The sequence below is a fragment of the Kineosporia sp. A_224 genome (genome assembly GCF_002198655.1).
GTDB lineage: Bacteria > Actinomycetota > Actinomycetes > Actinomycetales > Kineosporiaceae > R-H-3.
Window position 1 is genome coordinate 58,626 of the sequence record NZ_MWLN01000199.1, and the last position, 19,134, is coordinate 77,759.

Annotated in this window: 20 protein-coding genes and 1 tRNA gene; 13 read left to right on the plus strand and 8 right to left on the minus strand. The window is 75.2% G+C overall.

What is annotated here, in order from left to right:
• The first annotated feature begins 34 nt into the window (after positions 1-34).
• From EDJALFJO_RS23250 to EDJALFJO_RS23260, 3 genes are read left to right on the plus strand one after another with little or no spacing between them, the layout of a single operon-like run.
• Positions 35-469, plus strand: coding sequence for an SRPBCC family protein (locus EDJALFJO_RS23250; RefSeq protein WP_088288698.1), 435 nt, complete (start codon positions 35-37; stop codon positions 467-469).
• On the plus strand, positions 469-963 hold the full coding sequence (locus EDJALFJO_RS23255) for an EVE domain-containing protein (protein ID WP_088288699.1): 495 nt from the start codon (positions 469-471) through the stop codon (positions 961-963). Before EDJALFJO_RS23250 ends, EDJALFJO_RS23255 begins: the two co-directional genes overlap by 1 nt.
• A gap of 2 nt (positions 964-965) precedes the next feature.
• Positions 966-1,424: a MarR family winged helix-turn-helix transcriptional regulator gene (locus EDJALFJO_RS23260; RefSeq protein WP_088288700.1), complete on the plus strand. Its 459-nt coding sequence runs from the start codon at positions 966-968 to the stop codon at positions 1,422-1,424.
• A 15-nt stretch (positions 1,425-1,439) separates the two neighbouring features.
• Here the strand turns inward: EDJALFJO_RS23260 and EDJALFJO_RS23265 are convergent, their stop codons facing one another.
• The 5 genes from EDJALFJO_RS23265 to EDJALFJO_RS23285 are packed head-to-tail and all read right to left on the minus strand — an operon-like array spanning position 1,440 to position 7,705.
• Complete coding sequence (locus EDJALFJO_RS23265; RefSeq protein WP_088288701.1) at positions 1,440-1,979, minus strand: GNAT family N-acetyltransferase; 540 nt, start codon at positions 1,977-1,979, stop codon at positions 1,440-1,442.
• A gap of 32 nt (positions 1,980-2,011) precedes the next feature.
• The gene (locus tag EDJALFJO_RS23270) at positions 2,012-3,754 is read right to left on the minus strand and encodes an urease subunit alpha (RefSeq protein ID WP_088288828.1); all 1,743 of its coding nucleotides are present in this window, start codon (positions 3,752-3,754) and stop codon (positions 2,012-2,014) included.
• Positions 3,755-3,759: 5 nt separating this feature from the next.
• Positions 3,760-4,482, minus strand: coding sequence for an urease subunit beta (gene ureB, locus EDJALFJO_RS23275; protein ID WP_088288702.1), 723 nt, complete (start codon positions 4,480-4,482; stop codon positions 3,760-3,762).
• A 36-nt stretch (positions 4,483-4,518) separates the two neighbouring features.
• A complete protein-coding gene (locus EDJALFJO_RS23280; protein ID WP_198950575.1) occupies positions 4,519-6,249 on the minus strand; it encodes an amidohydrolase in 1,731 nt (576 codons plus the stop codon).
• Positions 6,239-7,705, minus strand: a complete 1,467-nt coding sequence (locus EDJALFJO_RS23285; protein WP_198950576.1) for a cytosine permease — start codon at positions 7,703-7,705, stop codon at positions 6,239-6,241. Before EDJALFJO_RS23285 ends, EDJALFJO_RS23280 begins: the two co-directional genes overlap by 11 nt.
• 122 nt (positions 7,706-7,827) lie before the next feature.
• On the opposite strand from EDJALFJO_RS23285, the gene EDJALFJO_RS23290 reads away from it, so the two are divergent.
• A complete protein-coding gene (locus tag EDJALFJO_RS23290; protein ID WP_088288704.1) occupies positions 7,828-8,538 on the plus strand; it encodes a TetR/AcrR family transcriptional regulator in 711 nt (236 codons plus the stop codon).
• Here EDJALFJO_RS23290 and EDJALFJO_RS23295 read toward each other — a convergent pair.
• Positions 8,513-9,055 carry an OsmC family protein gene (locus EDJALFJO_RS23295; RefSeq protein ID WP_233149994.1) on the minus strand — a complete coding sequence of 181 codons (543 nt, stop codon included), beginning with the start codon at positions 9,053-9,055 and terminating at the stop codon, positions 8,513-8,515. The two genes, EDJALFJO_RS23290 and EDJALFJO_RS23295, sit on opposite strands and share 26 nt — an antisense overlap.
• A gap of 97 nt (positions 9,056-9,152) precedes the next feature.
• Between EDJALFJO_RS23295 and EDJALFJO_RS23300 the strand changes: the two genes are divergently transcribed.
• Positions 9,153-9,899, plus strand: a complete 747-nt coding sequence (locus EDJALFJO_RS23300; RefSeq protein WP_158220538.1) for a histidine phosphatase family protein — start codon at positions 9,153-9,155, stop codon at positions 9,897-9,899.
• A 21-nt stretch (positions 9,900-9,920) separates the two neighbouring features.
• Here the strand turns inward: EDJALFJO_RS23300 and EDJALFJO_RS23305 are convergent, their stop codons facing one another.
• Positions 9,921-10,859 (minus strand): hypothetical protein, encoded by a 939-nt coding sequence (locus EDJALFJO_RS23305; RefSeq protein ID WP_088288707.1) that lies wholly within the window; start codon positions 10,857-10,859, stop codon positions 9,921-9,923.
• A 96-nt stretch (positions 10,860-10,955) separates the two neighbouring features.
• On the opposite strand from EDJALFJO_RS23305, the gene EDJALFJO_RS23310 reads away from it, so the two are divergent.
• From EDJALFJO_RS23310 to EDJALFJO_RS23340, 7 genes are all read left to right on the plus strand, one after another.
• Entirely contained in the window at positions 10,956-11,420 is a 465-nt protein-coding gene (locus EDJALFJO_RS23310; RefSeq protein ID WP_088288708.1) for a peroxiredoxin, read from the plus strand.
• An 86-nt stretch (positions 11,421-11,506) separates the two neighbouring features.
• Positions 11,507-11,579: transfer RNA gene (locus EDJALFJO_RS23315), tRNA-Val, on the plus strand.
• A 166-nt stretch (positions 11,580-11,745) separates the two neighbouring features.
• Entirely contained in the window at positions 11,746-12,924 is a 1,179-nt protein-coding gene (locus tag EDJALFJO_RS23320; protein ID WP_233149995.1) for a Nif3-like dinuclear metal center hexameric protein, read from the plus strand.
• Positions 12,893-13,174: a hypothetical protein gene (locus EDJALFJO_RS23325; RefSeq protein ID WP_088288710.1), complete on the plus strand. Its 282-nt coding sequence runs from the start codon at positions 12,893-12,895 to the stop codon at positions 13,172-13,174. Before EDJALFJO_RS23320 ends, EDJALFJO_RS23325 begins: the two co-directional genes overlap by 32 nt.
• Positions 13,175-13,284: 110 nt before the next feature.
• Positions 13,285-14,025, plus strand: a complete 741-nt coding sequence (locus EDJALFJO_RS23330) for a zinc ribbon domain-containing protein (protein WP_088288711.1) — start codon at positions 13,285-13,287, stop codon at positions 14,023-14,025.
• The gene (locus tag EDJALFJO_RS23335; RefSeq protein ID WP_158220539.1) at positions 14,022-14,759 is read left to right on the plus strand and encodes a histidine phosphatase family protein; all 738 of its coding nucleotides are present in this window, start codon (positions 14,022-14,024) and stop codon (positions 14,757-14,759) included. The genes EDJALFJO_RS23330 and EDJALFJO_RS23335 overlap by 4 nt, the downstream gene beginning before the upstream one ends.
• Before the next feature lie 4 nt (positions 14,760-14,763).
• Entirely contained in the window at positions 14,764-16,038 is a 1,275-nt protein-coding gene (locus tag EDJALFJO_RS23340; protein ID WP_088288713.1) for a mannosyltransferase family protein, read from the plus strand.
• Between the two features lie 76 nt (positions 16,039-16,114).
• On the opposite strand, the gene gabT is transcribed toward EDJALFJO_RS23340, so the two are convergent.
• The gene (gabT, locus tag EDJALFJO_RS23345) at positions 16,115-17,479 is read right to left on the minus strand and encodes a 4-aminobutyrate--2-oxoglutarate transaminase (protein WP_088288714.1); all 1,365 of its coding nucleotides are present in this window, start codon (positions 17,477-17,479) and stop codon (positions 16,115-16,117) included.
• A 130-nt stretch (positions 17,480-17,609) separates the two neighbouring features.
• On the opposite strand from gabT, the gene EDJALFJO_RS23350 reads away from it, so the two are divergent.
• Entirely contained in the window at positions 17,610-19,112 is a 1,503-nt protein-coding gene (locus EDJALFJO_RS23350) for a PucR family transcriptional regulator (RefSeq protein ID WP_088288715.1), read from the plus strand.
• The last annotated feature ends 22 nt before the right edge of the window (positions 19,113-19,134 follow it).

Consider the following 19,134-nt stretch of genomic DNA (forward strand, 5'->3'; position numbering starts at 1 on the left):
GACGGGAGAATAGTAAGCGCGCATAGTGCTCTGCATGACGACTCTCAGCACCGCTGCCGTGCGCTCCACCGCCCCCGCCGCCGCCTTCTTCGAGCGCTGGGCCGACATGGCCACCTGGCCGCAGTGGAACCTCGACACCGAGTGGGTGCGCCTCGACGGCGCGTTCGCCGAGGGGGCCACCGGCGTCCTCAAGCCGAAGGGCGGCCCGAAGGTGCGGTTCACCGTCGAGCGCCTGGTCCCCGGCCGGGTGTTCGTCGACGTCTCGCACCTGCTCGGGGCCCGCCTCGTGTTCGACCACGCGGTGACCCCGCTCGACGACGGCGGGTGCACCGTCGAGGTGACGGCGACGATCTCGGGTCCGCTGCGGCTGCTCTGGACGGCGATCCTCGGCGCCGGCATCCGGGCGTCGGCGCAGGCCGACCTCGAGCGCCTCGCCGCGGTCGCCGAGGGCCGGCAGGTCCTCGCCTGATGGCCGGCTGGCTCGGGGTCGTCCAGGCCGAGCACGTCGCCCGCGCGCTCGTGCTCGGCATCGCCCAGGTCAACCACGGCAAGCGGTCCGGGCTGGCCCGGATGCGTGCGGGGGACTGGATCGTCTACTACTCCCCGCACCACCGGCTCGGCGAGCACAGCCCCCTCCGGGCGTTCACCGCGGTCGGCCGGCTGCCGGACGACGAGATCTGGCAGGCCGACGAGGGCACCTTCCGGCCGTTCCGCCGGCGGGCGGTCTACCGCACCGACGCGCGGCACGCCCCGCTCACGGACCTGCGCGACCGGCTCGACCTCACCGCCGACCCGCACTGGGGGTACCTGCTGCGCCGCGGGCTCGTCCCGCTCACCGACCACGACCTGGCGCTCGTGCACGAGGCGATGACCGGGGAGCCGTTGCCGGGCGGTCCGCCGTCCGCGCCCGCCGCGCCGGCCGGCCGGGTGGCCGCAGCGCCGCCACCTGCGGCACTGTGGTGAGCGTGACCGAACCCCGCAGCGGGCTGGCGACCGAGTTCGGCAGCGCCCAGGACAGCCCGGGCCTCGGCCTGTGGCAGGTGACGAACCGCTGGCAGGCCGCGCAGCGCGCGGCGCTCAAGCCGCTCGGGCTGACCCATGTGCAGTTCGTGCTCCTCGCGTCCCTGACCTACCTGGACGACGCGGGCCCGGTCACGCAGAAGCAGCTCGCCGACCACACGGCGTGCGACGTCATGATGACCTCGCAGGTGCTGCGAACCCTCGAGGAGCGCGGGCTCGTGACCCGCGAGCCGCACCCGTCCGACCGCCGTGCCCGGGCCCTCGTCGCGACGCCGGACGGCCGCGCCCTCGCGAACCGGGCTGTCGCCGTCGTCGAGGCGTGCGACCGGGCGTTCTTCGCGCCGCTGGGGGCCGACGTCCCCGGCTTCAACGCGCTGCTGCGCCGGCTCGTCGCCCAGGGCTGACGCGGGCCGGGCGCCTCAGCCCGTGGGCCCCGGCCGGGTGTGCCGGGCCTCGGCGAACCGGACGAGGCCGGAGCGCTCGTAGTTCGCGAGCGCGCGCGGGTGGTCCAGCGAGCACGTGTGCAGCCAGACCCGGCGGGTGCCGGGCAGCGCCCAGGCCGCCGTGAGCGCGGAGTGCAGGAACCAGCCGCCCCAGCCGCGGCCGATCGCCGTCGGGGCGAGCCCGAAGTACGCGACCTCGACGCTGCCGGGGACGCCGCCGTCGGAGTCGGCGTCGAGCTCGAAGTAGCCCGCGGGAACGCCTTCGTGCCACGCGGTGACGAGGCGGTGGCCCGGCCGGTCGACCCAGCCGGTCCACTGCTGCGGCGTCCAGCCGAGCCGGTCGGTCCAGCCCCAGCCGGCGCCGACGAGCGTGTAGAAGAACCGCGAGAGCTCCGGCGCGGGGTGCCGGGCCGCCAGCAGGAGCGGGGCGTCGTCCGGCGCCGGCACCGGGACGAGCGAGGCCGGGCCGGTCATCTCGAGCGACCATGTGACGACCTCGACGTGCGCCGCGCCCATGTCCGGAGCTCCTGTCCCGCAACGGTCCTGTGTCAGATGAGGTACAGCCGCGACAGGCTGACCCGGTCCTGGGCCGAGGATGTCACGACGTCACCGTCGAGCCGGACCTGCGCCGTCCGCGGGTCGACGGTCACGGTCCCGGTGCGGCCGTGGTGCGCCATGTCCGCCAGCCCGACGTCCCGGCAGCCGCGGACGGCGACCCGGCGGCGGCGGGTCGGCAGCCGGTCCTCGCCGGCGTCCGCGCAGGCCTGCGAGACGAAGAGCACCGACAGGTCGGCCGCCGCGCCGCCGTGCCCGCCGAACTGCGGGCCGAGGACGAGCGGCTCGGCGGCGTCGATCGTCGCGTTCGGGTCGCCGGTGACGCCCCACGCCGGCACTCCCGCCTTGAGGACGACCTGCGGCTTGACCCCGAAGAACGCCGGGTGCCACAGCACGACGTCCGCGAGCCGCCCGGGCGCGAGCGACCCCACCTCGTGCGCGAACCCGTGCGCGAGCGCCGGGTTGAGCGTGAGCTTGGCGAGGTACCGCAGCACCCGGAAGTTGTCCGCCAGCCCCATCCCCGCAGTTACCAGCGCGTATGACCCATCTATCGGGTCAGACGCGCCAGTAACTCGGGGGGAGGGTGGGGGGAGGGGGCCGAACTGGGCCTTCATCGCGCCGGCCAGGGCGAAGGTGCGGGCCCAGGTCTCGCCGGCGCGGCCCATGCCCTGGGCGTCGGACGACGTGATCGGGACGACGCCGAGGTCGTGGAGGACGCCCTCGGCGGCCATCGTCGCGGCCCGGACCCGGTCCCGGGCCAGGGCGTCCTCGCCCGGCAGGTCGGTGCGCAGGCCGTGCGCCGAGACGATCATCGCGTAGTGCTCGGCGGTCGCGTCGCGGCCGAAGGGCAGGGTCGGGTTCGTGCTCGACCCGATGACGTTCGGCACCCCGGCGAGCGAGAGGACGTCGTGGTGCCCGCCGCCGCAGCCCTCGACGTGGAACGCGTGGACGGCGCGGCCGGCGACGACGGCGAGGGTGTCGGCGACGCTCATCGCCTCGTTGAGGCCGTCGGTGTGCAGCGCCACCTGGACGTCGTGCTCGTCGGCGACGCGCAACGCGGTGTCGAGCGCGCGGTGGTGGGCGCCGGTGTCCTCGTGCACCTTGAAGCCGCAGACCCCGGCCCGGACGAGCGCCTCCTCGAGCGGTCCGGGGCGCGACGACGAGCCGCGGCCAAGCCAGCCGACGTTGACCGGCCACGCGTCGAACGCGGCGATCCCGGCCCGGACGCCGTGCGCGTCGTTGACGCCGACGCCCCACAGCGGCCCGTACTCCTGCCCGAGCACCGTGGTCATCCCCGACGACAGCTCGGCCTCCATGACGCGCGGGGAGAGCATGTGGACGTGGGTGTCGATGCCGCCCGGCGTCGCGATGAGTCCCTCGCCGTTGACGATCGCCGTGCCGGTGCCGACGACGACGTCGACGCCGTCGAGGGTGTCCGGGTTGCCGGCCCGGCCGATGGCGGCGACCCGGCCGTCGCGGATGCCGATGCTCGTCTTGCGGATGCCGAGCACCGGGTCGAGCAGGAGGCAGCCGGTGACGACGAGGTCGCACGACTGCGACGGCGGCACGGCCTGCAGGTGCATCCCGTCGCGGGCGGTCTTGCCGTAGCCGATGAGCAGCTCGTCGCCGCGGCGGGCGTCGTCGACCGGGACCTCGACGACGAGGCCGGTGTCGCCGAGGCGCACCCGGTCCCCGGTCGTCGGGCCGTAGACGCTCGCGTACGTGGCGCGGTCCATGCCGGTCACCGGCCCTCCCCGTCGGAGTCGTCCGGGGCACCCGCGCCGAGGTAGCCGAACTCCCGGGCCCGTTCCAGGGCGGCCTCCCGGGCGCCGTCGGCGTCGAGCGGGCCGTCGACGAGGCCGGCGAACCCGACGGCGACCCGGGCGCCGCCGATCGGCACGAGCGCCACGGTCGTCGGCGCGCCCGGGTCGAAGCGGACGGCGGACCCGGCCGGGACGTCGAGCCGGCGGCCGTACGCGGCGGCCCGGTCGAACCGCAGCCGTGGGTTGGCCTCGAAGAAGTGCCAGTGCGAGGTCACCGTGACCGGCAGCGTCGCGGTGTTCGTCACCTCGACCTCCACGACGTCGCGACCTGCTGGGGGAGAGGCGGTCTCGTCGGCACCAGGCAGGACGGCGCCCGGGGCGCCGGCCCCGAGGTGCCCGCCGCCGACCGGGTCCGGGACCACGACGAGCCGGGTGCTGTCGTCGAAGACCGCCTCGACCCGGACCTCGGTGACGACGTCCGCGACCCCCGGCAGGACGTCGTCCGGCCCGAGCAGCGCCCGGGCGGCCTCGACCGCCTCGGCGAGCCGGAGCCCGTCGCGGGCCGCCTCGACGGCGGCGTCCGCGACGAGCGCGACCGTCTCGGGCACGTTGAGCCGCAGGCCCCGCTCGCGCCGCCGCCGGGCCACGGCGGCGGCGCCCGCGAGCAGGAGCCGGTCGCGCTCGGCGGGGGTCAGCCGCATGTCACTCGGATCACCTGCACGCGGCCATGGTGCCCGTCACTGCCCGGTCGCCGCGTGGACGACGCGCCCGGCCGCGACGGTGAGCACCACGGACGCGTCGGCGACCGGAACGTACCCGTTGCGCGAGAACGACTCCGCGAAGACGTCCGTGTCGAGCACCGCGAGGTCCGCGCGGGCGCCGACCTCGACCCGCCCCGCGTCGTCGTCGTGGTTGACGTACGCCGACCCCGCGGTGAACGCGTCGACGGCGACCTGCAGCGGCAGCTTCTCCGACGGCAGGAACGCCGGGACGTCGCGCGCCCACGACGCGGCCCGGTTCACCGCGACCTCGATCTGCTCGAGCGGGTCGGCGCTGCTCACCGACCAGTCGCTGCCCATCGCGAGGCGGGCGCCGGCGGCCCGGATGCTCTCGAACGGGTACTGGAAGCCGCCGCGGTCCGGGCCGAGGAACGGCATGGTCAGCTCGTCCATCTGCGCGTCGCTCTGCGCCCAGAGCGCCTGGCAGTTCGCGACCGCGCCGAGCGCCGCGAACCGCGGCACGTCGTCCGGGTGCACGACCTGGACGTGCGCGACGTGGTGGCGCCGGTCGCCGGCCCCGTTGGCGCGCAGCGCGGCCTCGACGGCGTCGAGGCTGTTGCGGACGGCGCGGTCGCCGATCGCGTGCATGTGCACCTGGAAGCCGTGCCGGTCGAGGGTGCTGACGGCCTCGACGAGCAGGTCGTGCTCGACGTACGCGAGCCCGTGGTTGCCGGTGTGCCCGCCGCAGCCGTCGCAGTAGGACTCGAGCAGCGCACCGGTGTAGTTCTCCAGCACGCCGTCCGTCATGATCTTGACCGTCGTCGGGTGGAAGCCGGGCACCGGGGCACCGGCCTTCGCGGCGACGTCCAGGGCGTGCTCGCGCTGGGCGAGCAGGTCGTCGACCTGCTCCAGACCGCGGTGCCGGTCCCACCACAGCGACCCGACGACGCGGCCGGTGAGCCGGCCGTCGGCGGCGACGGTCTCGTAGGCCCGCAGGGTCGCGGGGGTGACCCAGGCGTCCTGCCAGCCCGTGATGCCGAGCGAGTGCAGGTGCCGCTGCCCCTCGAGGACGGATGCCACCCACTCCTCGTGGCTCGGCACCGGGACGACGGTGTCGTTGAACGTGTACGCCGCGCCCTCGTGGAGGGTCCCGGTGGGGGAGCCGTCCGGGTCGCGCTCGATCCGGCCGTCGGACGGGTCGGGCGTGGCGGCCGTGATGCCGCCCACCTCGAGCGCGCGGGAGTTGACCCAGGCGCCGTGGACGTCCCGGTTGAAGAGGAACACCGGCCGGTCCGGGACGACGGCGTCGAGGTCCTCCTTGCGGGGTGTCCCGCCGGGGAAGAACTCCATCGCCCAGCCGCCGCCGAGGATCCACGGCTCGTCCGGGTTGGCCGCCGCGTACGCCGCGATCGCGTCGAGGTAGGCCTGCTTGCCGTGCAGGTCGTTGAGCCACACCCGCAGCCGGTTGCGGCCGGCGAACGGCGCGTGCACGTGGCTGTCCTGGAAGCCCGGCAGGACGAGCCCGCCGGCCGCGTCGACCACCCGGGTCGCGGGGCCGACGAGGTCGCGGACGGCGTCCGCGGCACCGACGAAGACGATGCGGTCGCCGCGGACGGCGACGGCGTCGGCAGGCGGGGCGGCGCCGGGGCCGCCCCCGGCGCGCGGGTGCACCCGCGCGCCGGTGACGACGAGGTCGGCCGGACCTGTGGACGTCGTGCTGCTGGTCGGGGAGGTCGGCTCAGTGGGCACCGGGCAGGATCCCCTCCTCCTCGACGAGCCGGCGCTCGGCGGCCAGGTCGAGGTCGCGGCACAGGAACATGTAGAGCAGACCGGCGACCGGCAGGCCGATGAAGATCGAGTAGTCGACCGCGCCGAGCGCCGTCGCGGCGAAGCCCGTGTACGGCGCCGTCACCATGAACGGTGCCATGATGATCAGCGTCACGAGGTAGGCGACGTTGCCGCGCCAGCCCCACCGGCCGTAGATGCCGTCGGCCTTGAAGATCTCGGCGATGACGTAGTTGCCCTTGCGCACGAAGAAGTAGTCGACGAGGTTGATCGCCGTCCACGGCGTGAAGAGGTACGCGAGGAAGATGAGGACGTTGCCGTAGAAGGTGTTGAAGCGCTCGATGCCCACGAACTGGGCGATGCCCCACACCATGACGAACATGACGGCGATGCCGATCGCGCGCACCCGGACCGTCGGCTTGACCGGCACGAACGAGTCCCGGATCGAGATCATCGACATCATGCCGCCGTACTGGTTGATCGCCATGACGGACAGCAGCCCGAGCAGCAGGCCGAGGACAGCGACGAAGCCGAACCCGTTGAACAGCCGGTCGCCGGCGCCCCGGAACGCGAGCACGGGGTCGGACTCGTCCGGGGACGCGGCGGACATGACGGCGCCGAGCACGAAGACCCAGATGCCCGACAGGCCGCTCGCGAGGTAGGTCCACCAGAACGTCGACCGGACGCCCACGTTCGCCGGCAGGTAGCGGGAGTAGTCCGAGACGTACGGCGCCCAGCCGAGCTGGAAGCCGGCGACGATGACGAAGACGGTCATGAACGGCGCGAGCTTGAACTCGCCGAACGAGAACGCGCCCGCGGCAAGGTTGGAGTCGCTGAACGCCGCGACGGACAGCACCACCATGATCGCCATGAGTGGCCAGTTGAGCCAGCGGTTGACCCGGTGGATCCAGTGGTAGCCGTAGAGGGCGATGAGGGCGGCGATGCCGGCGGCGATGAAGTAGCCGAGCTCGGTCGGGACCTTGACGAGCGAGTTGAACGCCGCACCGGACAGGAGCGCGTCGCTCGTGTTGTAGGCGACGTAGTTGACGAGTGCGAAGATCCACACGGTGACGGCGGCGCCGACGTAGCCGAACTGCGGCCGGGACTGGACGAGCTGCGGGAGCCCGAGCTGCGGGCCCTGCGCCGAGTGGAACGCCATGAAGAACGTGCCGAAGAGCGAGCCGATGACCGTCGCCACGACGGTCCACATCAGCCCGGCGCCGATGCTCAGGGCGGTGACCCCGGTGGCCATCGCGGTGAGGTTGATGTTGCTCACGAACCACAGCGGGCCCAGGTGCGACACCTTGCCGTGCCGCTCGGAGCTGGGGACGTAGTCGATGGACCGGGACTCGAGCCCGATCGGCTGGACGGCCTCGGCCTGCGGCTCGAGGTCGTGCGGGGAGGGGGAGTGCGTCGTCACGGGAGGCCTCCGGGCGTGAACGGTGGGATGGAACGCTGGAGGAGCTGTGATCGAGAGTGTGAGGCTGGTCACGGACATAGTCAATGGTTCAGACTATGGAGATCGGAGACGAGGGGGGACGCATGGCGAAGACGGAGCCGGGCGCCGCGACGGGTGCTCGCACGCGCCGGCCGCGCAACAGCCTCAACCCGGACGCGATCGTCGAGGCCGCCGTCCGGGTCACCGACCGGGACGGTATCGGCGCGCTGACGTTCGAGGCGCTCGGCCGTGAGCTGGGGTCGCACCCGACCGCCATCTACCGGCACTTCCGCGACAAGGACGAGCTCGTCCGCGCGCTCGTCGACCGGATCAACGCCGAGGCGCAGCTCGACGGGCTGCCGCAGACCGACGACTGGCAGGCCGACCTGCGCCGGATCGCGGCGGCGATCCACCGGGCCTTCCTCGCGCACCCGGCCGTCGCCCAGCTGCTGCCGGCCCGGACGGCGGCCCGCGAGCACGAGTTCGTCACCGTCGAGTACATCGTGTCGTGCATGCGCCGGGCCGGGCTGCCGGACGACGAGGCCGCCGCCTGCTACCGCGTCTTCGCCGACTTCGTGCTCGCCTACGCCGGGATGGACGCCGCCCTCGCCGCGCTCGCACCGTCGACCCGCGAGGCAGAGCTGCTCACCTGGGACGTCGACTACCGGCGGCTGCCGCCCGAGCGGTTCCCGCACGCGGCGGCGACCGCCGAGCACTTCCCGCGCCTGGACGACCCGCGCAACTTCGCGCTCGCCGTCGACCTCATGATCGAGGCGGTCGCGGCCCGGGCTACGGCGCGGCGCGCCGGACGGTGAGCGTCATCGGCTCGCGCAGGCTCTGCCCGACGACGCAGTAGCGCTCGGCGACCTTCGCGAGCCGCTCCAGGGCGGCGTCGTCCGCGTCGGTGTCGAGCTCGGCGACGACGGCGACGTCCCGGACGCCCACCGGCACCGCGCGGTCGACGCCGAGGGTGCCGCGGGCATCGAAGGCCGCGGACGCCGTGAGGGTCGCGGACCGGACGTCGAGGCTCATCGCCGTCGCCACGCTGCGCAGGGTGACACCGGCGCATGCGAGCAGGGCCTGCAGGAGCATGTCGCCCGAGCAGGCGTCGGAGCCGTCGCCCCCGGTCGTCTCGTGGAGGCCGGCGCGGACCGGCCCGGCGAAGGTGTCGACGGTGCACGTGACGCCCGGGTCCGCGAAGGTCGCCCGGGCCGACAGTGCGCCCAGGGCGGCGTCCGGGTGCTCGCGGTAGCGCTCCTTGAGCGGGGCCTGCGCGGCCCGCAGCGCGTCGGCGTCGTCGATGCGGCGGCCCACGGGGAAGGGTGTCGGCACGGTCGGCTCCTCACGTCGGCGGGCGGCCCGGGCATCGTCGCACCCGCGGCAGGACGGCGCCCGCGGGGCTGTCGGGGCACCGTGCTTGACTGCCACGGTGCGCCTGATCTTCGTCCGACACGGCCAGTCGTCCAACAACGCCGCCTACGCGGCGTCCGCCGACGGGGCGGCCGACACCGCCGCGGGGAAGGCCGCGGAGCGGGACGAGCACTCCGGCTGGGCGTACCCGGGGCGGGTGCCGGACCCGCCGCTCACCGCCCTCGGGCTGCGGCAGGCCGAGGCGCTCGGCGGGGCACTGCGGCTCGGCCGGGCCCCGTTCCGGCCGACGCACCTCTACTCGAGCCTGACGACCCGGGCCGCGCAGACCGCCCGCCCGCTCGCCGAGGCGGTCGGGCTGCCCGTCGTCCTGCGGCCGGACCTCTACGAGGTCGGCGGCATCCACCACTACGACCCCGCGACGCGCACCCGGCAGCCCCGCGAGGGGGCGACCCTCGCGGCGCTGCAGGCGGTCTGCCCGCCGGCCGTGCCCGGGCCGGGGGTCGACCCGGTCGCGTCGTGGGCGGGCGGGTTCGAGGCGGACGACGCGCTGGCGCTGCCCCGGGCGCGCACGCTGCTGGCCGACCTGCGGGCCGCGCACGGCCCGGACGACGTCGTCACCCTCGTGACCCACCAGTACTTCAGCCAGTTCCTCATCGCCGTGCTCATCGGCCTGGAGAGCCCGCCGTGGCAGCGGTTCCGGGTCGACAACACCGCGCACGTCGCCGTCCGGCTCGAGGGCGGCGCGGTGTCGGTCGACTGGGTCAACCGCGGCGACCACCTCGCGGCGGCGGACGTCACGAACTGAGCCGGCCGGCGCCCTCGCGGCTCAGCGCCCGGAGAGCACCCCGAACCGGGAGAAGGCCTGGCCGGTCCGGGCGACGGCGCGGGCCGCCGCCTGGAGCGCGCCCCCGCCCGGCAGCGACTGGACGGCGTCGAGCGCGGGCACGACCGCGAGCAGGCCGGGCACGTCGCGCAGCCGCAGCCGGCGGTTGAGCAGCATCGGGACCGGTTGCCGGCGCCCGCTCGCGGCGTCGAGGACGTCGGCCGCCGTGCCCTCGACGGTCGGCCACCCGGTGTCGGCGAGGCCGCTGCCCCCGAGCCGGACCGTCGTCCAGCTGCCCTCGGCGTCCGTGGCCGTCGCCCACGCGGTGTCCGGGGTCCGCACGAGGAAGGTGACCTCGAGGCCCTGTCGGGCGGCGAGGCCCGCGGTCACGTCGACGAGGGCGCCGATCGCGGCGTCGGTGAGCGGCGGCGGCACGTCGCCCGGCGGCGCGACGTCGAGGACGCCCACCGCGAGGTCGTACGTCGCGGCCGCGAGCACGCACGTCAGCGGGAGCGGCCCGACGGCGGACTCGGTCGCCTCGCGGCCGAGCGTCACGGCGTCGCCGGAGCGCAGGAAGCCCGAGACGACGTCGCCGGCACGGCGGAGCGCCGCGGCCACCTCGGTGTTGTCGGCGTCGTGGTGCGCGGCGACGACGAGCGCGGACCGGCCGTCCGCGTCGTCCACCTCGTGGACCCGGTCGGCCCGGACGTCGGCGACGAGCGAGACGAACCGCCGGTGCTCCTCCCACGACCCCAGCGGGACGAGCACCTCCCGGACCGTGCGGCCGGTGAGCCGGGACGGCAGGTCGAGCGGGAGCTGCTCGGCGACCTCGGCGGCGGCGGACCAGGCTCTCCCGAGCAGGTCGGCGACGTCGTCCGGGTCGGCCGTCGCGAGGCCGCGGTCGCCGACGTCGGGAAGCAGCGGGGGGCGTGTGCCTGACACACTGGCATCCTGCCGTGTCCGGGCACCCGCCCGTGCACGCACCCGTCACCGGACGCCGCCGCGCGGCGTCCGTCCGCGTCCACAGGAAGGTCAGGTATGGCCCTCGAGGTCGGAACCCCGGCGCCGGACTTCGCGCTGCCGGACCAGAACGGCGAGACCGTCAGGCTCTCGGACTTCCGCGGCGAGTCGAACGTCGTCCTCGTCTTCTACCCCTTCGCGTTCTCCGGCATCTGCACCGGTGAGCTGTGCGAGATCCGCGACAACATCTCGGTCTTCGCCGACGAGGACGTCCAGGTCATCGGCGTCTCGTGCGACCCCAAGTGGAGCCTCAAGGCGTTCGCGGAGGCGGAGAAGTACGACTTCCCGCTGCTGTCGGACTTCTGGCCGCACGGCGCCGTCGCCCAGCAGTACGGCGTCTTCAACGACCAGATCGGGTTCTCGATCCGGGGCTCGTTCCTCGTCGACACCGAGGGCACGCTGCGCTGGCAGGTCGTCAACGGCCCCGGCGAGGCCCGGCCGCTGTCGGCCTACCAGGAGGCGCTCGCGGCCCTCAAGGCCTGAGCATCTCGTCTAGCCTTCCTTCTCCACGGATCCACCACGTTCCACCGGGCGGGGGCCTGGTCCCGGACCAGGTCCCCGCCCGAGCAGGGCCTGTAGCTCAGCTGGTAGAGCACCGCGCTTACACCGCGGACGTCGTCGGTTCGAACCCGGCCGGGCCCACCGCCGGTCACCTCCGCGGGGGTGATCACAAAATGACCACAATCGGGGCAAGACGGTGACGTTCGGTCACTCGCCACGCGATCTTGACTCCAATTCGTAACGGCTTGGTTGCAGCGTGTGGGCAAAAAGCCTCCGGTTGGGGTCCGGCGTGGGTAGGGTGCGGCGCGTGACCAACGAACTACAGCCTGCGACTCTGGCCCAGGTCGTCGACGTCCTCGACCGGATGTACGACCCGTCGTGGGCGCGCGACTGGGACGCCGTCGGACTCGTCTGCGGCGACCCGTCGGCCCCCGTCCGCCGGGTGCTCCTCGCCGTCGACCCGGTGCAGACCGTCGTCGACGAGGCGCTCGCCTGGCACGCGGACCTCGTCATCACCCACCACCCCCTGCTCCTCAAGGGGGTCCACGGGGTGCCGTCGACGACCGCCAAGGGGCGGATCGTCCACCGGCTCATCCGCGGCGGGTGCGGTCTGTACACCGCGCACACCAACGCGGACGCCGCGGCCCCCGGCGTCTCGGACGCGCTGGCCCGGGTGCTCGGCCTGACCGACCTCGAGCCGCTGTCGGCCGACCCGGGCAACCCGGTCGACAAGATCGTGACGTTCGTGCCGGTCGAGGCCGTCGAGGCCGTCGTCGACGCGATGTCGAAGGCGGGCGCCGGGCACGTCGGCGAGTACTCGCGGTGCGCCTTCACGGCGGCCGGTACCGGCACCTTCGTGCCGGGTGCGCTCGCCTCCCCGGTCGTCGGCCGGGCCGGGGAGCGGACCGACGTCGTCGAGCAGCGCGTCGAGATGGTGTCCTCGCGGGCCCTGCGCGGCCAGGTCATCGCCGCCCTGCGCGCCGTCCACCCGTACGAGCAGCCCGCGGTGGACGTCTACGAGCTCGCCGCGTGGTCGAGCCCGCGCGGCATCGGCCGGGTCGGCAGCCTCGCGTCGCCGACGACGCTGCGCGAGTTCGCGATGCTCGTCGCCGAGGCGTTGCCGGCGGCGGTGCAGGGCGTCCGGATCGCCGGCGACCCGTCGGCCGAGGTCTCCCGGGTCGCCGTCTGCGGCGGCTCCGGCGACGACCTCCTCGACGCCGCGCGGGCCGCGGGCGCCGACGTCTTCGTCACCTCCGACCTGCGCCACCACCCCGTGAGCGAGCTGCGCGAGGAGGCCGACGAGTTCGGCCCGTTCCTCGTGGACGTCGCGCACTGGGCCAGCGAGTGGCCCTGGCTCGCGGGTGTCGCGAACCGGCTCGAGGGCGTCCTCGAGGCGGCCGGGACCCCCGTCGAGGTCCACGTCTCCCAGCGTTCCACCGACCCCTGGAGCTTCCGTGTGCCGAGTCCCGGCAGCGTCGTCCGCTGACGACCGCGGGCCGGCGGCCCGGGCCTTCGGGCCCGCTGCCGCCGACCTACGGCCCGCCCCCTCGCAGTGGTCCGGTCCGGCCACCCCGACGAACGCCGTCCTCGCCGGGACGCGCGGCTGGGTGCTGCGCGGCGCCGTCCCCGTGCGCCGCCACGTCGTCCGGCCGCGTCCCGCGGCGGACGGCGACCCCGCCGGCCTGCCCGTGCTGAGTCCCGCCGCACAGCCGGCCGCGCACCCCGCCGCCCGCTGAGGCCGCGTCGCGGGCAGGGCCGGGTCGCGTAGGGTGCGGCGTGCCGGTGCACGGCGCTCTCCGGGGCGTGCGAGGCACCGGAAGGCGAACGTGACGGAGGTACGACCGTGGTGACCGCGGCGCCCCAGGACCAGTGGCGGCTCCTCGACGTCCAGGCGCACGACACGCGCCTGGCGCAGATCGCGCACCGCCGTCGGACCCTGCCCGAGCTCGCCGAGATCGAGCGGGTCGACGGCCGCCTCAAGCTCGTCGCCGACGACCTCGTCGCGGCCCGCACCGTCGCCTCCGACATCGAGCGCGAGCTGAAGAAGGCGGAGGCGGACGTCGAGCAGGTGCGTCAGCGCGCCGCCCGCGACCAGGCCCGCCTCGACAGCGGCCAGGGGACCTCGAAGGACCTCACCGCCCTCCAGCACGAGATCGCCTCGCTCGCCGAGCGCCAGTCCGTGCTCGAGGACGTCGAGCTCGAGGTCATGGAGCGGCTCGAGGCCGCGCAGGTCCGGATCGCCGAGGTCGAGGCCGAGCAGGAGCGCCTCACCACTGAGCTCGCCGGCTTCACCGCCGCCCGGGACGCCGCGTTCGCCGAGTTGGACGCGGAGGCCCAGCGTGAGTCGGCGGACCGGGTCAACGCCGCCGCCGGGGTGCCGGCGGACCTTCTCGCGCTCTACGAGAAGATCCGCGAGCAGGTCGGCGGGGCCGGTGCGGCCAAGCTGCACCAGCGCCGCTGCGAGGGCTGCCGGCTCGAGCTGAACAACTCCGAGATCGGCCGGTTCCGGACGGCGCCGGACACCGAGGTGCTGCGCTGCGAGGAGTGCCGGCGCATCCTCGTCCGCACGGGCGACTCCGGGCTGTGAGCGACGGCGCCGCCGCGCCGACGACGTCCTACGGCTCGGTCCGGGCCCCGCGCCGCGACGGCGACCCGGGGGCCCCGACGACGCTCCTCGTCGCCCGGCACGGCCGGACCCCGAACACCGAGGCCGGCCGGTTCGCCGGTCGCGACGGCGAGGACCCGGCGCTCTCCGCGACGGGCGAGCAGGACGCCGCGCGCCTCGGTGCGGTCGTCGCCGCGTTCGGCGGACCGGGCTCCGTCCTGCCCGACGTGCCGCGCCCGACGGCGGTCGTCGCCTCGCCGATGCGCCGCACCCGGCAGACGGCGCAGGTCGCCGCCGCCGCGCTCGGCCTGCGCGCGGACGAGGTGACGCTCGACGACGGCTGGGTCGAGGCGTCGTTCGGCAGCTGGGAGAACCTCACCTACGGCGAGATCGTGGACCGCTTCCCGCAGGACCTCGCCGCCTGGCAGGGCTCGATGACCGTCGCGCCGCACGGCGGGGACGCGCTGACCGACGTCATGGCGCGGGTCCGTGGCGCACGGCAGCGGCTCGTTGCGGGGCACCCGGGGGAGTGCGTGCTCGTCGTGACCCACGCGACCTGCGTGCGTGCCGTCGTCCACGAGGCGCTCGGCTGCGGCGACGAGGGCATGTGGCGCACCCGGGTCACGCCCGCGGCGCTCACCGTCGTGCGGTACTGGCGGGACGGCGGCGTCGAGGTCGCCGCCGTCAACGCGACGGCGCACCTCGCCGGGGCCTGAGCCGATGCGACGACGTCCCGACGGGCTCGCCCCCGGCACCCTGCGCGACTCGCTGCGCGACTCCCTGCGCGACTCCTTGCGCCGCAACGGCGCCGGGACCCGCGAGGCGCTCATGCTCTGGCTCGCGAGCCGGGCGGCGCTCGTCGCGTTCTCGCTCCTCGCGACGTGGCTGCTCGGGCTCTCGGACGCCGCCCGCGGCCGGGTCGGCGGCACCCCGCTCACCGGGTCGACGGCCTGGGTGCTCGAGCGCTTCACGTGGTGGGACTCGTTCCACTTCCTGCGGATCGCCGACCTCGGCTACCTGCCGCCGGGCCTGCCCTGCTGCGACCAGGCGTTCCTGCCCGGGTACCCGCTCTCGATCGCCGCTGTCGCGCCGCTCCTCGGCGGTGACCTGGCGCTCGCCGGGTTCGTCGTCTCCGTCGTCGCGAGCGCGGCCGCCGCCGTCGGGCTGTGGCACCTCGCGGAGCGGGTCGCCGGCGCGGGCGCCGGGCGCGCGGCCGTGCTGCTGCTGGCCGTCATGCCGTACGGGTTCTTCCTCACCGCGGTCTACAGCGAGGCGCTGTTCCTCGCGCTCGCGCTGGCCGCCTGGCTCGCGGGCCTGCGCCGGCACTGGTGGCTCGCGGGCGCGCTCGCGGCACTGTCGACCGCCGTCCGGATCAACGGGCTGTTCCTCGCGCTCGGCCTGGCCGTCATGCTCCTCGTGCAACTGCGCCAGGACGGGGCGTGGCCGTTCCGGCGCGCTCGGGGGCCGGCCGCGGACGGTCGCGCGGGCCCGCTCGCGACGCTGCGGCAGGCGCTGCCGCTCGGGCTGCCGGCCCTGACGTACCTGGCCTGGACGCTGTACCTGTGGTGGCGCACCGGCTCGCCGAACGCCTGGCAGGAGGCGCAGCGGCTCGGCTGGGACCGGCACGTCGCCCCGCCCTGGACCGGGCTCGGCGAGGGGGTCAGCAGCCTGCTCGCCGCCCGGGCGCCGAACATCGTGGTGAGCCGGTTCGCCGACCTGCTCCTCGCCGTCCTCGGGATCGTGGTCGTCGTCGTCCTGCTCCGCCTGCGGCGGTGGGCCGAGGCGGCCTACATGCTCCCGAGCGTCGCGGTGCTTGTCTGCTCGACGACGCTCATCTCGACACCGCGGTACGCGGTCCTGTGGTTCCCGGCGTTCCTGCTGCTCGCCGGTGCCGCGCGGACGCGGCCCCGGCTCGTCCCCGCGCTCGCGCTCCTCGGCGTCCCGTGGCTCGCCCTCGTCGCGCTGTCGTTCAGCGCGCACCTGTGGACGGCCTGACGCGAACGACCGAGGACGGCGGCCCCGCAGCACGGGGACGCCGCCCCGGACGGCGGATCGGAGAGGACCGGGCGGGTCAGCCCGCGAACGCGGCCTCGAGGATGTCGAGGCCCTCGCGGAGGAGGTCCTCGCCGATGACGAGCGGCGGCAGGAAGCGCAGGACGTTGCCGTAGGTGCCGCAGGTCAGCGTGACGAGGCCGGCCTGGTGGCACGCGGCGCTGACGCGCGAGGTCTCCGCGGCGTCCGGGTCGGTGGTGCCGGGCTTGACGATCTCGACGGCGATCATCGCGCCGCGGCCGCGGACCTCGCCGATCTGCGGGAACCGCGCCTGCAGCTCGGTGAGGCGGCCGACCATGATGTTCTCGATGAGCCGGGCCCGGGCCACGAGGTCGTGCTGCTCGATCGTCGCGATGGCGCCCAGCGCCGCCGCGCACGCGACCGGGTTGCCGCCGTAGGTGCCGCCGAGGCCGCCGCCGTGAACGGAGTCCATGATCTCGGCGCGGCCGGTGACGGCGGCGAGCGGGAGGCCGCCGGCGATGCCCTTGGCGGTCGTCATGAGGTCCGGGACGACACCCTCCTGGTTCACCGCGAACATGTCGCCGGTGCGGGCGAAGCCGGTCTGGATCTCGTCGGCGATGAACACGACACCGTTGGCCGTGCACCACTCGGCGATCGCCGGGAGGAAGCCCTCGGCCGGGACGACGAAGCCGCCCTCGCCCTGGATCGGCTCGATGACGACGCACGCGACGCGGTCGGCGCCGACCTGCTTCTCGATGACCGAGATGGCGCGCATCGCGGCCTCGGTGCCCTTGATCGAGGCCGGCTCGTGGAACGGGTAGGACATCGGCGCGCGGTAGACCTCGCCGGCGAACGGGCCGAAGCCGTCCTTGTACGGCATGTTCTTCGCCGTCATGGCCATCGTGAGGTTCGTGCGGCCGTGGTAGGCGTGGTCGAAGACGACGACCGCGTCGCGGCCGGTGTAGCGGCGGGCGATCTTCACGGCGTTCTCGACGGCCTCGGCGCCGGAGTTGAACAGCGCCGAGCGCTTGTCGTGGTCGCCGGGGGTGAGCCGGTTCAGCGCCTCGCACACCGCGACGTAGCCCTCGTAGGGCGTGACCATGAAGCAGGTGTGGGTGAACTCTGCGACCTGCTGCTGCACCCGGGAGACGACCTCGGGCGCGGCGTTGCCGACGTTGACGACGGCGATGCCCGAGCCGAAGTCGATGAGCTGGTTGCCGTCGACGTCGACGAGGATGCCGCCGCCGGCCTTCGTCACGTAGACCGGCAGGGTGGTGCCGATGCCGGCGGCGACGGCCGCGGTCTTGCGCGCGTGCAGCGCCCGGGAGAGCGGGCCCGGCAGGTCGGTCACGAGGACCCTGCGCTGCTCGACGCCACCGGCGCTGCCGAGGGTCTCGAGGTTGGGGTGCAGGGTGTCGGTCATCGCTGCTCCAGCGTCGTCGTGGGTGGTCCCTCCACGCTAGAGGTCGCGGGGCGCCGTCGCCGCTCTCCCGGGCGGCGAAACACCAGGTGGCGGCTCGCCCGGGCGTACACCGAGCGGGCACCATGGGGGCATGACGACGCTGCGCCGGCTGCTCGCCGCCCCGGGACTCGGACTGCGCGTCGTCGCCGGGGCCGGCTCCGACGCCGCCCTCGACCGGGCGGTCACCTGGGTCGCCGTCTCCGAGCTCCCCGACCCGACGCCGTACCTCGAGGGCGGCGAGCTCGTCCTCCTCACCGGCGTCACGGTGCGCTTCGGCAACCAGCACGCGCGCGAGTACGTCGACCGACTCGTCGCCCGCGACGTCGCCGCGGTCGGGCTGGGCATGGGGGTCTTCCACGAGGAGATGCCGCCCGGGCTCGTCCTCGCCGCGGACGCCGCGGGCCTGCCGCTGCTCGAGGTCGACCGGCCGACGCCGTTCATCGCCGTCGGCAAGGCGCTCGCCGACCTGCTCGCGGCCGAGCAGACCGAGCGCGGACGGCGCCGGGTCGAGTCGATGCGGACCCTCACGTCCGTGCTCGCCGGGGGCGCCGAGCCGCTGTCCGCCGTGCGCCGGCTCGCGAGCAGGCTCGACGGCTGGGTGGCCGTCCTCGACGCCCGCGGGGACGTCGTCCTCGCCGCCGGCCGGCCCGAGCGGCCGGACGCCGCGGCCGGCCTGGCCCGCCAGCTCCGCGGCCGCGGCGGCCACGCGAGCGCCGCGACGTCCGACGAGACCGGGCGCACCGTCGTCCTCCCGCTCGGCCTCGGCGACCGTGCCCACGGCTACCTCGCCGTGGCGACACCGCCCGGCGCGGAGCCGGACCACAGCCTCGTCGCGTTCGCGGCGTCCCTGCTCACCCTCGACCGGGAGCGGGCCCGGGGCACCCGGCCGGCGCTGCGCTGGGCCCGGGCCGCGCTCCTCGCCGACCGGGTCGGCCGCCCGGCGCCGCCGCCGCCCGCGGTGCTGCTCGGGCCGCTCGCCGGCACCGGCCGGGTCGTCGCCGTCCACGTCACCGAGCCGGCCGACAGTGCCGCCCTCCTCGACGCCCTCGACGACGAGGACCGGGTCGTCGCGCTGCCGACGCCGGGCGGCGCGACGGGTCCGCGCGGCACGCTGCTCGTGACCGCCGAGCACGACGTCGACGAGGTGCTCGTCGCACTGGCGGCCGTCGCCGGGCTGCGTGGCGGTGCGAGCCGGCCGACGCCGGTCGAGGCCGTCGCGGACGCCGCCCGGCAGGCGGCCTCGCTGGCCGCGCGGTCACGGGGCGGGGTGCTGCGCGCCGAGGAGGCGACGCTGTCGCTGCGCGACCTCGTCGACCCCGCCGCGGCCCTCGCCTTCGCCGACGCCCTGCTGCGCCCGCTGCGCGAGGCCGGGCCCGCCGAGGAGGCGCTGCTCGTCGAGGCGCTCGGCACCTGGCTCGTCCGCAACGGCGAGACCGGGACGGCGGCCGAGGCGCTCGGCGTCCACCGGCACACCCTGCGCGAGCGGCTGCGCCGCGCCGGCAAGCTGCTCGGCGCCGACCTCGACGACGCCGCCGTCCGCGCCGACCTGTGGGTCGCGCTCGGGGCGCGCGGCGCCCTGCCCGGGCTGCCGTGAGAGGCTCGTCCTGACACCCCCC